The following is a 13,323-nucleotide window of genomic DNA, read 5'->3' on the forward strand; positions in this document are numbered from 1 at the left end:
GGGTCGGGGGCCTAGAAGCGGGGTAAATCCGGGTGTTTGATCTGTCCGCCGCGCACCAGCATCTTGCCGTAATCGGCGCAACGGTTCAGCGTCGGAATCACCTTGCCGGGGTTGAGTAGGCCTTTGGCGTCAAAGGCGCGCTTGATGGCAAACATCTGCTCGTTTTCTGCGGCCGAAAACTGCACGCACATGGAGTTGAGCTTTTCCACGCCGACGCCGTGCTCGCCGGTGATGGTGCCCCCCATGGCGACGCTGGTTTCCAGAATTTCGGCGCCAAACAGCTCGCAGCGGTGCAGCTGGTCCGGGTCGTTGGCATCAAACAAAATCAGCGGGTGCAGGTTGCCGTCGCCGGCGTGGAACACGTTGGCGCAGCGCAGCTGGTATTTCTTTTCCATCTGCTGGATTGCCAGCAGGATGTCGGCCAGGCGCTTGCGCGGAATGGTGGAATCCATGCACATGTAGTCGGGGCTGATACGGCCGCTGGCCGGAAAGGCGTTTTTGCGGCCACTCCAGAATTTCAGCCGTTCGGCTTCGTCTTTGCTGACGGCAATGGCGGTGGCGCCGTGTGTGCGCAGCACCGCGCTCATGCGGCCGATTTCTTCTTCCACCTCTTCGATCGTGCCGTCGCTTTCGCACAGCAAAATCGCCTCGGCGTTCAGGTCGTAGCCGGCATGGACGTAGTCTTCTACCGCCGCGGTCATGGGTTTGTCCATCATTTCCAGCCCGGCCGGGATGATGCCGGCGGCAATCACCGCCGCCACCGCGTCGCCCGCTTTGCGGAGATCGTCAAAGCTGGCCATGATGCAGCGCGCCAATTGCGGTTGGGGGATCAGTTTGACGGTGACCTCGGTGGTAACCGCCAGCATGCCTTCCGAGCCAATGACAATGCTCAGCAAGTCAAAGCCGGCGGCGTCCAGCGCCTCCGAGCCGAATTCAACCGCCTCGCCCTCCATCGTGAAGCCCTTGACCTTGAGCACGTTGTGCAGGGTGAGTCCGTATTTCAGGCAGTGCACGCCGCCCGAGTTTTCCGCCACGTTGCCGCCGATGGTGCAGGCGATCTGGCTTGACGGATCCGGCGCGTAATACAGGCCATGCGCCGCCGCGGCTTCGCTGATGGCCAAGTTGCGCACGCCGCACTGCACGACCGCGGTGCGGCTGAGCCGGTCAATTTTCAGGATCTTGTTGAATTTGGCCAGCGACAGCGTGACCCCCAGCCGATGCGGCATGGCACCGCCCGACAAGCCGGTGCCAGCACCGCGCGCCACCACCGGCACGTCCAGCGCGTGGCAGGTGCGCAGCACGGCTTGCACCTGCTCCTGGGTTTCGGGCAGGGCGACCACCAGCGGGCGCTGGCGGTAGGCCGTCAGCCCATCGCACTCAAACGGCGTCGTGTCTTCCTTGTGCCAGAGCAGGGCGTGTGCCGGTAAAACGGCCTCTAGCTCCCGTACTATCTGCGCCTGGCGCTCTGATCTTTGTAGCAACTCTTGCTGCTCAGGAGAGATGGGTGCATTCATGCTGGATTCCACGCGTCAATTAAATAATGGCTTCAACTGTAGAGGGAAGCCGGGTCGGCCGGTGTGAGGAATTTTGCAAACAGGCGTGAAAACAAGGGTGCTACTAATTTAATAGCTGCTTGCGCAAGCAACACGGGGGCTAGCGGCTGATTTGATGTAAAAAAGATCAGGCCACGCTTTTTTTCAGCCATTCGGCAAACGCTGCGCACTCCCAGCGGTCCATCATGCCGGTGCGCCAGCACAGGTAGTGCGCGTGCGGGCTGGGCACATTCATGTCATACAGGCGCACCAGCGAGCCATGCTCCAGCCAGGGAGCGCCCAGCTTCAGGCGCACCAGCGCCACCCCCATGCCGGCGGCGGCCCCGTCGCACAGCAGACCGACATCGTTGAACTGCGAGCCTTCCAGCGGTTCGGGCCAGTCCAGGTGGTTGGCGGCAAACCAGGTGCGCCAGGGCTCCAGCGGGCTGCGCAAGAGGCTCTCGCCTTCCAGGTCTTCCGGCAGCACAAAAGGTCCGTGTTCGCGCACATAGGACGGCGAGGCCAGCGGCGTCACTTCGTCCTTGAACAGGCACACATGCTCGACGTCGGCGTAGCGGCCGGTGCCAAAACGAATCGTCAGGTCGGCGTCTTCCGCCACCACGTCGAGCAAGGGAATGGACACCTGCAAGGTCACGTCGATCTCCGGATAGGCTTCGGTGAACTGGCGCAGCCGCGGGATCAGGATGGAGCGGGCAAAGGTCGGGGTGACGGCCAGCCGCAGTTTGCGTTTGCCGGGCACTGCCGCCGAAATCGGGAATTTTTGCAGCGTGGCCAGCCCTTCGCGCACATGCGCCAGGTACTCGCTGCCTTCGGTGGTGAGTGAAAAGTCAGCGCGCCCGAACAGCTTGGTGCCAATGATTTGTTCCAGTTGCTTGACGCGGTGGCTCACGGCGCTGGGGGTCACGCACAGTTCTTCGGCGGTCTGCGTCACGCTGCGTAGACGGGCCAACGCCTCAAACGTCAACAGGCATTGGATGGGTGGGATGCGGGCAGCGGTCATGCGGGCATTGTCCCACCGCGCGGATCATGCGGGCGCCCCAGAGGCGCTGGGTACAATTCCGGCCATTCTCACCACCGGTAGCCATCCATGTCAGACCGTCTAGCCGTGCTGCCGCAATATCTTCTCCCCAAGCAGGCCCTGACGGCCCTGGCCGGGCTGATCGCCTCTGCCCGCGGCGGCAGTCTGACCACGCGCCTGATCAAGTGGTTTGTCGGGCGCTACGGCGTCAACATGAGCGAGGCCGCCAACCCCGACCTGGCCAGCTACCCCACGTTCAATGATTTTTTCACCCGTGCCCTGAAAGAGGGCGCCCGGCCCCTGGCCCGTGCCGACCTGATTTGCCCGGTCGATGGCGCCATCAGCCAGTTTGGCGCGATGGAACGGGATCAGATTTACCAGGCCAAAGGACACCACTACTCCAGCACCGCTTTGGTGGGGGGCGATGCCGCGCTGGCGGCCCAGTTTGACGACGGCAGTTTTGCCACCCTGTATCTGAGTCCCAAGGACTATCACCGCATTCACATGCCGTGCGACGGCCGGCTGCTGCGCATGATTCATGTGCCGGGGGCGCTGTTTTCGGTCAATCCGACCACCGCCCGTGGCGTGCCGGGGCTGTTCGCCCGCAATGAACGGGTGGTCTGTGTCTTTGAGTCCGCGCGCGGCCCGTTTGTGCTGGTGCTGGTGGGCGCCACCATCGTCGGCAGCATGGCCACCGTCTGGCATGGCGTGGTGAACGCCAAGTGCAGCGGTCAGGTGCGCGAATGGCGCTATGACGACCAATCGGTCGTGCTGCAACAAGGTCAGGAAATGGGCCGCTTTTTGCTGGGCTCCACCGTGGTGATGCTGTTCCCGAAAGGCCCGCTGCAGTTCAATCCAGCCTGGGCCCCCGCCGGCGCCATTCGGCTGGGTGAGGTCATGGCCAGCCAGTCGGCCTAGACCGCACTGGGCTGCCACAATGGGCCCATGAACTACGAACACTTGCTGGTTTCCACCAGTGGCCCGATCACCACCATCACCTTGAATCGGCCCGAGAAGCGCAACGCGCTGGCCATGCCGGTCATGCGGGAGTTGACGCAGGCCTTGCGCGAGGTGGCCCAGAGCGAGGCGCTGGGCGTGATTCTGGCGGCCAACGGCCCGGTCTTCAGTGCCGGCCATAACTTTGGCGACATGGCCGGTGCCACGCTGGAACAGGCGCGCGAATTGTTTGCGGTCTGTACCGAGATGATGGACGCCATCCAGGCGATGCCGCAGCCGGTGATTGCCAAGGTGCATGCGCTGGCGACCGCGGCCGGTTGCCAGCTGGTGGCAACCTGCGATCTGGCCATTGCCGCCGACACGGCGGGCTTTGCCATTCCGGGCGGCAAGGCCGGCCTGTTTTGTCACACGCCGCTGGTCGCGGTTGCGCGCAGTGTCGGGCGGAAGCGGGCGTTGGAGATGGCCCTCACTGGCGATGCGATTGATGCCGCCACCGCCGCCGACTGGGGTTTGATCAACAAGGCGGTGCCGGCCGATCAGCTCGATGCGGCGGTGCTGGACTTGATCACCCGCGCCACCCGGGGCAGCGCGCTGTCCAAGGCGTTGGGCAAGCAGGGCTTTTACCAGCAGGTCGGTTTGCCGCAGGCGCAGGCGTACCAGCTGGCGGTCGAGTTGATGGCCACCGCGGCCATGACGCCGGATGCGCAGGAAGGGATTCAGGCCTTTCTGCAAAAACGCCACGCGCAATTCACGCAGCGACCGTCGATTACTTGAAGATCACCGTTTTGTGGCCATTGATCAGCACGCGGTGCTCGCTGTGCCACTTGACGGCGCGGGCCAGCACCTGGCTCTCGGTATCGCGGCCGAGCGTCGTCAGGTCTTCCACTGTCTTGCTGTGGTCGACGCGCGCCACATCCTGTTCAATGATCGGGCCTTCGTCCAGATCGGCGGTCACGTAGTGGGCGGTGGCACCAATCAGTTTCACGCCCCGGTCATGCGCCTGGTAGTAAGGTTTGGCCCCCTTGAAGCTGGGCAGGAACGAGTGGTGGATATTGATGGCGCGCCCTGACAGCTTGCGGCACAGGTCATCGCTTAGCACCTGCATGTAGCGGGCCAGCACCACCAGTTCCGCTTCTTCGGCCTGAATGATTTCGTACTGTTTGGCTTCCACTTGGGCCTTGGTGGCGCTGGTCACCGGAAAGTGATGAAACGGCACGTTGTAGCTGGCCGCGAGTTGGTAGAACTCGCGGTGGTTAGAAATAATGGCGCGAATGTCCAGCCCCAAAAAGCCGCTTTTCCAGCGAAACAGCAGGTCGTTCAGACAGTGGCCTTCCTTGCTGACCATGATCACCGCGCGCATCGGCAGTGCCCGGGCGTGCAGGCGCCACGTCAGGTCGAAGGGCTGCGCAAACTCATCGAGCTGGGTCTTGAGTTCTTCATGCGTCAGTTGGGCGCAGGCAAATTGCACCCGCATGAAAAACAGACCGGTGTCGCGGTCGTTGTACTGGGCGGCTTCTTCAATGTTGCCGCCGCGCGCCAGCAAAAATCCGGATACCGCGTGCACCAGCCCCAAGCGGTCCGGGCATGACAGGGTCAATATATAAGTAGGGTTCATGGTGTCTGAATTGTCGCAGGGCCACGACGGCTCTGACGGGGGAAGCATCAAGTGACAGGGAAATCTTCGGCTGCAGGCCATGAGCCGTCAGGAGGCATTGGACTCAAGGCATTTGTTCCGGCGTCGGCGCGGCGGCTGGCTGGCGCTGGCTCGCGATGAAATTGGCGCAATAGTCCACGAGCGGGGCAGGCCGGGCGGTCCAGACCTGATCTTCTTGCGCTATAGCTTCTGTAGCGGGTGACGCTGGTTCTGCGCTGAAAATCACGGTTTTTACCTTGAACTACGGGGCCAGGTGCTGGGGGATGCCCAGAGCGCGCTCCACATGGCCGCTGCCGGCCAGCAGCACCACGGTTTTGCCCGGCCGGGCGGCTTTGATCAGGGTTTCGGCCATGGCAGCATCGCGGGCAATCTGGATGCGCGTCATCGGTGAAATCTGGCTTTCCGGCAGCAACTCACAGTGGCCCCGGCGGATGTTTTGCTGCTGGGCTTTGAGTGCCGGACCCGTCAGCAGCCGGTCAAATTCGGCATTGCGCATCGCGTCGCGCAGGCGTGCGCTGGGCAGGTTGGCGCCCAGCACCGGCACCCCGGCGCGCACCGCCGCCATGATGGCCGGACGGTAGGTCGCCCACGGCCAGACTTTGTTGTCCCACTGCAGGGCGGCGCGCACCTGGTTTTCATCCGCCGCGCGGTCGAGTGGTTCGGTCGATTGGCCGGCACTGGCCATCTCCAGTGCCAAGGCGGCCAACAGGTGCTGGTGAGCAAGGGATTCCACCACCAAGCGCTGAATACGCTGGTGATCCGGCGCATCGTGCTGCTCGCCCAGCAGGATCGCGTCAGCCGGCAATAACTGGTTGAGCTGTCGGGTTTGAAACGGGTCGAGTGGGCGCTTGTCCGGTGCCGGGGCGGCACAGCCTTGCAAGCCAAGAATGAGGGCAACGAGCCCAAAATGACGGAAGCGCATCAGTCCACTTTTGTCACGTCATAAGCGGAGTGATCGCGGCTGAACCTTGCCGTGTCAGTGCACCACGACCGGGTTTTGGGCCAGCTCGGCGTATTGCTCCAGCGTGTCTTCCACCTCTTCCTGGGTCGGGGTGTTTTGCTGCCAGGCGGAGATGTGTTGTTGAAACAGTTCCGCCCAAGAGCCGTCCAGATACACCTCTTTGTTGGCGCGTTTGTCCACAATCTCGAAGCCATGGCGCGCCAGCGTCGGCACAATGCGCACCGGCTCGGCACCCGCGCGATCCACCTCGGGCGCCACTGCGTTGGCCAGCATGTGGGTCACCGAGTAGGTGTCAGAGTCGTAAAGCGTGTGCATGATTGATTATCCCTTAATCGTCCTTTGGCTGCAGGTGGCAGCGCTCCGGGCAATTTCAAGGGCCAGGCCCTCTGTGCGGCGCACTTTAGGCGCGGGGCGCTAGCCCGGCTGCTCGGTGGCCAGCCATTGCTGGTCGACAAAGTCGCCATTGGGCTCGGTGATCCGGATGCGGGCCGGCAGATAACCCAGTGCTGGTGCCAGCCACAGCTCGACTTTCTGGTCGAACTCCTGTCGCGGGTTGCGCACCAGTTTCAGCGTGAGCTGTTCGCCGCCCGGCAGCGTGAGTTTCTCTTCCTCCCCGACGGTAAAAAGCCAGGTGTCGGCATCGCGTGGGCCGATGGTCTGAATGGCCAGGGTGGTGGCGGGCGGGAAATGTCCCGGGTCGCCGGCAATCATGGCGGCCAGCTGCACCAGCACACTCAAGCGATCCTGCGCCCCGGCCAGCAGGGGCACATCCGGCGTGTTGGCGCTGAAGGTGACTTTGCCCTGCTCACGGTTAAAGTGGGCGGCGACTTCGCTGCGGAACTTGTCGGAAAAGCGGATCGGGGCCAGACCCGCCGGGGTGATCTGGCCGCGACTGTTTTGCACGCGGGCTTGTCCGAAAGCGCTGATCTCCAGCCGGGCGTCGTAACTTTCTCCATCCTGTCGCCACAGCAGTTCGGCCTTGGCGCTGAAAGGGAACTTGTTGGTCCGCACCTCATAGTGGAAGCGCACCGAGCCGGGCACCGTGAACGTGCTGACTGTGTAAAGCTGATCGCGTGGCGGGCGCGGTACGGCGGGCAGTTGATCGGCATCAGACGGCGGTGGGTCTTGGGGGGTGGCGTCATCGGGACGCGTTGGTGGGGCTTGCTCCTCCACGGCGACGGGCGCTTGGGGTGCCATCTCGCGATCGCTCAGGGGCGGGGCTGCCGATACCTGTTTTTTCGTTCTGGCCGGCGCCGCCGCTTTGCGCTTGGGCGAAGCCAATGGTTTAGCGGCTGGTTCCAGGGCGGCCAACGGAGTCGGCGTAATAACGCGCGTATTGAAGGCGCGAAGCGGTTCGGGTTGGCTCAGTCCCAGGCTCATGCCGGGGGCCTGCAACAACGCGAGGTGCGTCAGCAGCACGGCGGCCGTCAAGGCGAGCAACACCTTGAGCTGATGGCGGGGGCTGATTTTTTTCATGCTGACTAGAATTTCGAACGTTCTGATGAGTTAAATTGATTCAGCCATCCGTAATACCAACCTGCGATTTCCCCGCATCCCCTATGAAACTTGCTACCTATAAAGACGGCTCGCGTGACGGCCAACTGGTCGTTGTCTCACGCGACCTGACGACCGCCCATTATGCGACCGGCATTGCGAACAAGTTGCAGCAGGTGCTGGACGACTGGAACTTCATCTCGCCCCAGTTGCAGGACCTGTACGACGCGTTGAACCGCTCCAGTGGCGGCCCTTCCAGCGCGAGCAAAGCACGGCACGCCTTCCCGTTTGACCCCCGGCAATGCATGGCGCCTTTGCCGCGCGCCTACCAATGGGCCGATGGTTCGGCGTTTGTTCAGCACGAGGAGTTGCTGCGCAAAGCCGGCGATGCGCCCGTGCCGGCCAGTTTTTATAAAGAACCGCTCATCTACCAGGGTGCGAGCGATGATTTCTCAGGTCCGTGCGACGAGGTGGTGTGTGCCAGCGAAGCTTTTGGTATCGACTTCGAAGCCGAGCTGGCGGTTATCACCGGTGACGTGCGCCTCAGCGCCACCCCGGAGCAGGCGCTGGACGGTATTCGGCTGGTGATGCTGGCCAACGACGTCAGTCTGCGCCACCTGATGAGCGCTGAACAGGCCAAGGGGTTCGGATTTGTGCAGAGCAAACCGGCCACGGCCTTCAGCCCGGTGGCGGTGACGCTGGATGAGTTGGGTGACGCCTGGAGCAAGGGTCGTGTGCACCTCACGCTGCAAAGCACCTGGAATGGCCGCAAGGTCGGCATGTGCGAAGCCGGCCCGGAGATGACTTTTCACTTTGGTCAGCTGATTGCCCACCTGTGCAAGACCCGCCATGTGCGCGCCGGCGCCATCGTCGGCTCGGGCGCGGTCAGCAACAAGGATCGCAGCCATGGCTACAGCTGTATTGCAGAAAAACGCGCGGTCGAGACGATGCAGGATGGCAAGCCGCTGACCGACTTCATGAAATACGGCGACACCATCCGGATTGAAATGAAAGGCCGTGACGGCCAGAGCTTATTCGGCGCCATCGAGCAGGAAATCGTGCCGCTGGCAGCGCCGGCCACGCAGCGCGGCACCGTCTAAGACCCAAACTCCCGCCGCCCGTAACCTGGCGAAAGTCTGCAGGTCGCGCAGCTTAGCATCACGCTTCGGCTGGCCGGCTCGGATCGTTACTCGGTTTTTTCCTGGCAGGCGATGCAGCGGAGGGCTTCCGGCGCCGCATGCAACCGGGCGGCGGGAATTTGGACGCCGCAGTCGATGCATTGGCCATACGTACCGGCCTCAATGCGACTGAGCGCCGCTTCCACCAGCCGGAGTTCCGCGCTTTCACGCTCGTCCATCGCAAACTCCAGATCGCGTGCGCTGCTGACTTGGGCGGTGGAGTCTTCCGGCCGGCCGAAATGCTCGGCCGACGCCTCGGCGCGACCGACCGTGCCACCGCGCAGGGTATTAAGTTGCTCCAGCAAGTTGGCGCGCTGAGCGAGCAGTTGTTCCTTGAAGGGCGCTGTGATTTTGGTGGTCATGATGAAAGTCTCTGTGTATTTGAGTGCTTCATCATGCGCCGGTAAATGGATTCCGTCTTTGACGAAAGTCAAGTTTTTGAGGCGACTGACCGCCGCGCTGGACGGCGGCCAAAAGCAGGGCCCCACGTTTGGGTCCTGGCGCGTCCTCGGTCATAATCCCGGCCATGCAGATTTTGCGCAACGCCCACCTCATCGCCCGCTTCGTGCTGGTGTGGTTTGCGTTGTCCATCGGGGTCGCGATTGCCTCGCCCCTCGTCAAGCCGCAAGCCATGGAGCTGATCTGCACCGGCACGGCGGGCGTGATGAAAATGCTGGTCCAGACCGATGACGGGCCCCAGGACGTTGCCAGCTACACGATGGATTGCCCGCTGTGCGCCACCAGCAGTGCGCCGCCCCCGCCCGTGCTGCGCTTGGGCGCCGAACCTGCGCAACCCTTGGCCCATGTGCTGCAAAGCATTCCCGCCGCCCATATTGCCGCACTCACCGCTGCGCCGTTGCCGGCGCGCGGCCCGCCCGCTTTCTCCTGAACTATTGAATTCATAGTGCCTCACGCCTGTTCCCTATGGGCTGAAAGCTGATTTGATTGATGTTTTTGGAGATTTTCCCATGCGGAAAAATCGTCTTGCTTTGGCGCTGGCCCTGGCCGTTACGGCTGGCTCTCGGAGTCCCAATCCATGTCGGAACCAACTGTGTGCCAACACTTGTCGCTCGTTGCCAAATTGGCAATCAATCTCGCGGCACACGATGCACGCCCGTACTCATTTTTTTGTTAGTTGATTTTTTAGGAGCACTCCATGAAACTGAAAGCACTCGCCTTTGTCGCCGCGCTCGCCTGCGGCACCGTCTACGCCCAATCCGTCGAGGTCAAAGACGCCTGGGCCCGTACCAGCGTGCCGGGCCAAAAGGCCACCGGCGCCTTCATGAAGATCACCGCCAAAGACGGTGCCAAACTGGTGGCCGCTTCCTCCCCTGCCGCTGGCATGGCCGAAGTTCACGAAATGAAAATGGACGGCGACATCATGAAAATGCGCGCCGTGACCGGTGGCCTCGACTTGCCTGCCGGCAAGACGGTCGAGCTCAAGCCCGGTGGTTTTCACATCATGTTGATGGACCTGAAAGCCGCTTTGCCCAAGGACAGCACCGTGCCGCTGACGCTGGTGTTCAAGGATGCCAAAGGCGTGGAGAGCAAAGTGGAACTGAAAGTGCCGGTGGCCGTGGTGGCCCCGGGTGCAAAAACCGCTGACATGCCAGCCATGGATCACGGCAAGATGCCGATGAATCACAGCATGCAAAAGCCTTGAGCGAACCCGCCTCAATTTTGCCCCTTGCGTTCCCACTGCACTGCCTCTAGTCGATGCCACTGATGCTGCACTTTGCCCTGCTGCGCCGCCGTCTGGCGGTGTGGCTGGTCGTGCTGGTCGCCTTGTTCGGGGCGCTGGCGCCCACGCTGTCGCACGCGCTGGCGCTGGCCCGGGGCGGCACCTCGGCATGGACCGAGGTTTGCACCAGCACCGGAACCCGCTGGGTGATGATGGGGTCGACGGCGCCCAATGCCGCGCCCCAGATCGCTGATGCCCATGCCAGCACCAGCCCTGTTTCGACGACTTCGCCTGACGGGCAGGAAGCCGCCTTCTTCCTCGATCACTGCCCGTTTTGCCTGCTCTCCACAGACCGTGCGGCACCTCCGCCAAACGCTTTGCTTCACCTCTTCGTCGTGCTCGGCGAGCCCGAGGCGCCCACGCTCCGGCAGGCTTTTTTCTTCGTTACCCACTTTGCGCTCACGCCACCGCTGCGCGGGCCGCCTGCTTCTCTCTGAGCTATTGAATTAATAGCGCCTTGCGCCCGATCCATAAGGGCTAGCGGCTTATTTATCTGTATTTTCTGTGAATGGCGTCCATGCACCAGCGCCCGCTGCCGCATGGCCATTTCAGTCCCGTTTTTGCGCATCAAGACCCCTCCATGAAAAATTTTCAAAAAACGCTGCTTGCCACCCTGGCCAGCAGTCTCTTTGCCCCTCTGTCATGGGCGCAATCGCCCGCCGAGAAGGTCCTCCAGCCGGTGACCATCAGTGCCAGCCGGGACGAGGCCAGTGAGAAATTGCCACTCGATGAAACCAATGTCACCGGTTCGCGGCTCGGCCTGACACCGCGCGAGACACCGGCTTCGGTGGCCATCGTGAACCGCGACACCATCGAGAAACGCGGCGCGGCGAACACCCAGGAAATCCTCGCCAGCGTGCCCGGCGTCACGGCGGCGTCACCACCCGGATCGGCGGGTTCGGTGTTTTATCGCGGCTTCGGTTCGTCCAGCCTGACGCAACTCTTCAACGGCATCACGCCGCAATACGACGCCATTTCGGCGCGCCCGGTGGACAGCTGGATCTACGAACGCGTGGAAGTGATTGGCGGGCCGTCGACTTATCTGTTCGGCGCCGGGGCCGTGGGCGGCTCGATCAACTATGTCACCAAGCTGGCGAATCGGGACGGCAATGCGCTGGAAGCGCGCGCCCGCTACGGCTCGTTTGACACGTCGGACCTGGCGCTGGGGGTGAATCGCCGTTGGGGGGCCAACGAGGGCGTGCAAAACTTCGTGCGCCTGGACATCAACAGCAGTCATACCAATGGGTACGTGGACGGTCAGGTGCGCGATGCGCAGAATGTGGCCGCCTCCTTGCTCACCGATGTGAACGCCCAGTTGTCGCACACGCTGGCGCTGGAGTACCAGCACGAGACGGTGGACCGCCCCTACTGGGGCACACCGCTGCTCAATCCCACCAGCGGCGAAGGGCGCATTGACCCGCAAACGCGGTTCAAGAACTACAACTCGGCCGACGGCCTCTATGAGCAGACCGTGCAATGGCAGCGCTCGCTGCTGGCGTACCGGCTCTCGCCGCAAACCACGATCAAGAACACGCTGTACCACTACGACGCGTTGCGCGACTACCGCAATGTGGAGACCTACAAATTCAACGCGGCCAATACCGCGGTGATTCGCTCCAATGCCTTGCTGCAACGGCATGACCAGCAGCTCACCGGCGACCGCATCGAGTGGTCGCACAAGGGCACCTTGGCGGGCATGAAGTCCGACTGGTCGGCCGGCGTCGACTACAGCCGCAATACCCAGACCCGTTTTCCGCGTTCTTTGTCGGCCACCGTCAGCACCGTCAATCCGACGCAGTTCACGACAGAAAACTTCTTCAATGTGCCGGGCATGGTGCCCGGCTTCACCCCGGACCGCACCAACCAGGTCAATACGCTGGCGCTGTTTATGGAAAACCGCACCCGGCTGACGGCGCCGCTGTCGCTGGTCACGGGGCTGCGCCACGACAAAATTGAGTTGGAGGGCATCAATCACTTGGCCGTGACCGCCACGAACCCGGCGTATTTCAAGAATACTTACGAGCCCACCACCGGTCGGCTGGGTCTGGTGTATGAGCTGACGCCGCATGCCAACGTCTATGTGCAGTACAGCACGGCGGCCGATCCGCCGGCCGGAATTTTGACGACCGCCTCTTTTGCGCAAGTCCAAAGTTTTGACTTGACGACCGGTAACCAGCTGGAGGTCGGCAGCAAATTTGACTACCTCGATGGGCGTGGTTCGGCGACGCTGGCGGCCTACACCATCACGCGCAAGAACCTGGCGATGGCCGATCAGAACAACCCCGGCAGCACGATTCCTGTGGGGCAGCAATCGGCCAGTGGCGTGGAGATGGCCACGTCGTTGAAAGTCACGTCCAGTTTCCTGGTGCAGGGCAATCTGGCGTACACCGCCGCCCAATATGACGACTTCATCGAGAGCGTGGGCGGCACGGCAGTGAACCGGGCCGGCAAGGTACCCGGCAATATCCCGGACTGGGTCGCCAACCTCTGGCTCAACTGGAAACTCAGCCCTGATGTGCAGATGGGGGTTGACATGCGTTATGTGTCGCAACGCTACGGCAATACCGCCAACACCATCTGGGACCCCGCCTACACCCTGTTCGGGGCCAGCCTGAGCTACCAGATCAACCGGCACGCCCAGCTCACGGTGCGGGCCAAAAACCTGACGGACCAGGTGTATGCCGCCTCGGTGGGATCGACCAGCTTTTATCTGGGCGCGCCACGTTCGCTGGACGTGACGTTGCACACCTTGTTTTAAGCGGCGAAT

The 13,323-nt window shown here is 62.5% G+C and carries 14 protein-coding genes; 7 read left to right on the forward strand and 7 right to left on the reverse strand.

Translation table 11 applies throughout. The features are described from left to right. Positions 1-11: 11 nt before the first annotated feature. Positions 12-1,514, reverse strand: a complete 1,503-nt coding sequence (locus HHJ17_RS15040; protein ID WP_296506340.1) for an FAD-linked oxidase C-terminal domain-containing protein — start codon at positions 1,512-1,514, stop codon at positions 12-14. A 166-nt stretch (positions 1,515-1,680) separates the two neighbouring features. Next, positions 1,681-2,553 (reverse strand): LysR substrate-binding domain-containing protein, encoded by an 873-nt coding sequence (locus tag HHJ17_RS15045; RefSeq protein WP_296497030.1) that lies wholly within the window; start codon positions 2,551-2,553, stop codon positions 1,681-1,683. Between the two features lie 87 nt (positions 2,554-2,640). Here HHJ17_RS15045 and asd point away from each other — a divergent pair, with 87 nt between their 5' ends. Together asd and HHJ17_RS15055 are read left to right on the forward strand one after the other, a co-directional pair. Continuing rightward, positions 2,641-3,489 carry an archaetidylserine decarboxylase gene (gene asd / locus HHJ17_RS15050; protein ID WP_296497031.1) on the forward strand — a complete coding sequence of 283 codons (849 nt, stop codon included), beginning with the start codon at positions 2,641-2,643 and terminating at the stop codon, positions 3,487-3,489. Between the two features lie 27 nt (positions 3,490-3,516). Further along, positions 3,517-4,302 (forward strand): enoyl-CoA hydratase-related protein, encoded by a 786-nt coding sequence (locus HHJ17_RS15055; protein WP_296497032.1) that lies wholly within the window; start codon positions 3,517-3,519, stop codon positions 4,300-4,302. Here the strand turns inward: HHJ17_RS15055 and purU are convergent. From purU to HHJ17_RS15075, 4 genes are all read right to left on the reverse strand, one after another. Then, entirely contained in the window at positions 4,295-5,143 is an 849-nt protein-coding gene (gene purU / locus HHJ17_RS15060; RefSeq protein WP_296497033.1) for a formyltetrahydrofolate deformylase, read from the reverse strand. The two genes, HHJ17_RS15055 and purU, sit on opposite strands and share 8 nt — an antisense overlap. Positions 5,144-5,423: 280 nt before the next feature. Continuing rightward, a complete protein-coding gene (locus HHJ17_RS15065) occupies positions 5,424-6,104 on the reverse strand; it encodes a ChaN family lipoprotein (RefSeq protein ID WP_296497034.1) in 681 nt (226 codons plus the stop codon). 54 nt (positions 6,105-6,158) lie between these two features. Continuing rightward, positions 6,159-6,458 (reverse strand): DUF3567 domain-containing protein, encoded by a 300-nt coding sequence (locus HHJ17_RS15070; protein WP_296497035.1) that lies wholly within the window; start codon positions 6,456-6,458, stop codon positions 6,159-6,161. 99 nt (positions 6,459-6,557) lie between these two features. Continuing rightward, the gene (locus HHJ17_RS15075; RefSeq protein ID WP_296497036.1) at positions 6,558-7,619 is read right to left on the reverse strand and encodes a DUF3108 domain-containing protein; all 1,062 of its coding nucleotides are present in this window, start codon (positions 7,617-7,619) and stop codon (positions 6,558-6,560) included. Positions 7,620-7,702: 83 nt separating this feature from the next. Here HHJ17_RS15075 and HHJ17_RS15080 point away from each other — a divergent pair, with 83 nt between their 5' ends. Continuing rightward, entirely contained in the window at positions 7,703-8,737 is a 1,035-nt protein-coding gene (locus HHJ17_RS15080) for a fumarylacetoacetate hydrolase family protein (protein ID WP_296506342.1), read from the forward strand. Positions 8,738-8,823: 86 nt separating this feature from the next. On the opposite strand, the gene HHJ17_RS15085 is transcribed toward HHJ17_RS15080, so the two are convergent. Then, positions 8,824-9,177 carry a TraR/DksA family transcriptional regulator gene (locus HHJ17_RS15085; RefSeq protein ID WP_296506344.1) on the reverse strand — a complete coding sequence of 118 codons (354 nt, stop codon included), beginning with the start codon at positions 9,175-9,177 and terminating at the stop codon, positions 8,824-8,826. 164 nt (positions 9,178-9,341) lie between these two features. Between HHJ17_RS15085 and HHJ17_RS15090 the strand changes: the two genes are divergently transcribed. The 4 genes from HHJ17_RS15090 to HHJ17_RS15105 all read left to right on the forward strand — a co-directional run bounded on the left by HHJ17_RS15090 (position 9,342) and on the right by HHJ17_RS15105 (position 13,314). Beyond that, entirely contained in the window at positions 9,342-9,704 is a 363-nt protein-coding gene (locus HHJ17_RS15090; protein ID WP_296506346.1) for a DUF2946 family protein, read from the forward strand. Between the two features lie 267 nt (positions 9,705-9,971). After that, complete coding sequence (locus tag HHJ17_RS15095; RefSeq protein ID WP_296497040.1) at positions 9,972-10,478, forward strand: copper chaperone PCu(A)C; 507 nt, start codon at positions 9,972-9,974, stop codon at positions 10,476-10,478. 53 nt (positions 10,479-10,531) lie between these two features. Then, positions 10,532-10,993 carry a DUF2946 family protein gene (locus tag HHJ17_RS15100; RefSeq protein WP_296497041.1) on the forward strand — a complete coding sequence of 154 codons (462 nt, stop codon included), beginning with the start codon at positions 10,532-10,534 and terminating at the stop codon, positions 10,991-10,993. Positions 10,994-11,136: 143 nt separating this feature from the next. Continuing rightward, on the forward strand, positions 11,137-13,314 hold the full coding sequence (locus HHJ17_RS15105) for a TonB-dependent receptor (RefSeq protein WP_296497042.1): 2,178 nt from the start codon (positions 11,137-11,139) through the stop codon (positions 13,312-13,314). The last annotated feature ends 9 nt before the right edge of the window (positions 13,315-13,323 follow it).

It is taken from the genome of Rhodoferax sp., assembly GCF_012927445.1.
Lineage (GTDB): Bacteria > Pseudomonadota > Gammaproteobacteria > Burkholderiales > Burkholderiaceae_C > Rhodoferax.

Excerpts from the sequence above, each read along its gene's own strand:
- HHJ17_RS15040 (WP_296506340.1), bottom strand. The coding sequence starts at position 1,514 with ATGAATGCACCCATCTCTCCTGAGCAGCAAGAGTTGCTACAAAGATCA.
- HHJ17_RS15045 (WP_296497030.1), bottom strand. The coding sequence starts at position 2,553 with ATGACCGCTGCCCGCATCCCACCCATCCAATGCCTGTTGACGTTTGAG.
- asd (WP_296497031.1), top strand. The coding sequence starts at position 2,641 with ATGTCAGACCGTCTAGCCGTGCTGCCGCAATATCTTCTCCCCAAGCAG.
- HHJ17_RS15055 (WP_296497032.1), top strand. The coding sequence starts at position 3,517 with ATGAACTACGAACACTTGCTGGTTTCCACCAGTGGCCCGATCACCACC.
- purU (WP_296497033.1), bottom strand. The coding sequence starts at position 5,143 with ATGAACCCTACTTATATATTGACCCTGTCATGCCCGGACCGCTTGGGG.
- HHJ17_RS15065 (WP_296497034.1), bottom strand. The coding sequence starts at position 6,104 with ATGCGCTTCCGTCATTTTGGGCTCGTTGCCCTCATTCTTGGCTTGCAA.
- HHJ17_RS15070 (WP_296497035.1), bottom strand. The coding sequence starts at position 6,458 with ATGCACACGCTTTACGACTCTGACACCTACTCGGTGACCCACATGCTG.
- HHJ17_RS15075 (WP_296497036.1), bottom strand. The coding sequence starts at position 7,619 with ATGAAAAAAATCAGCCCCCGCCATCAGCTCAAGGTGTTGCTCGCCTTG.
- HHJ17_RS15080 (WP_296506342.1), top strand. The coding sequence starts at position 7,703 with ATGAAACTTGCTACCTATAAAGACGGCTCGCGTGACGGCCAACTGGTC.
- HHJ17_RS15085 (WP_296506344.1), bottom strand. The coding sequence starts at position 9,177 with ATGACCACCAAAATCACAGCGCCCTTCAAGGAACAACTGCTCGCTCAG.
- HHJ17_RS15090 (WP_296506346.1), top strand. The coding sequence starts at position 9,342 with ATGCAGATTTTGCGCAACGCCCACCTCATCGCCCGCTTCGTGCTGGTG.
- HHJ17_RS15095 (WP_296497040.1), top strand. The coding sequence starts at position 9,972 with ATGAAACTGAAAGCACTCGCCTTTGTCGCCGCGCTCGCCTGCGGCACC.
- HHJ17_RS15100 (WP_296497041.1), top strand. The coding sequence starts at position 10,532 with ATGCCACTGATGCTGCACTTTGCCCTGCTGCGCCGCCGTCTGGCGGTG.
- HHJ17_RS15105 (WP_296497042.1), top strand. The coding sequence starts at position 11,137 with ATGAAAAATTTTCAAAAAACGCTGCTTGCCACCCTGGCCAGCAGTCTC.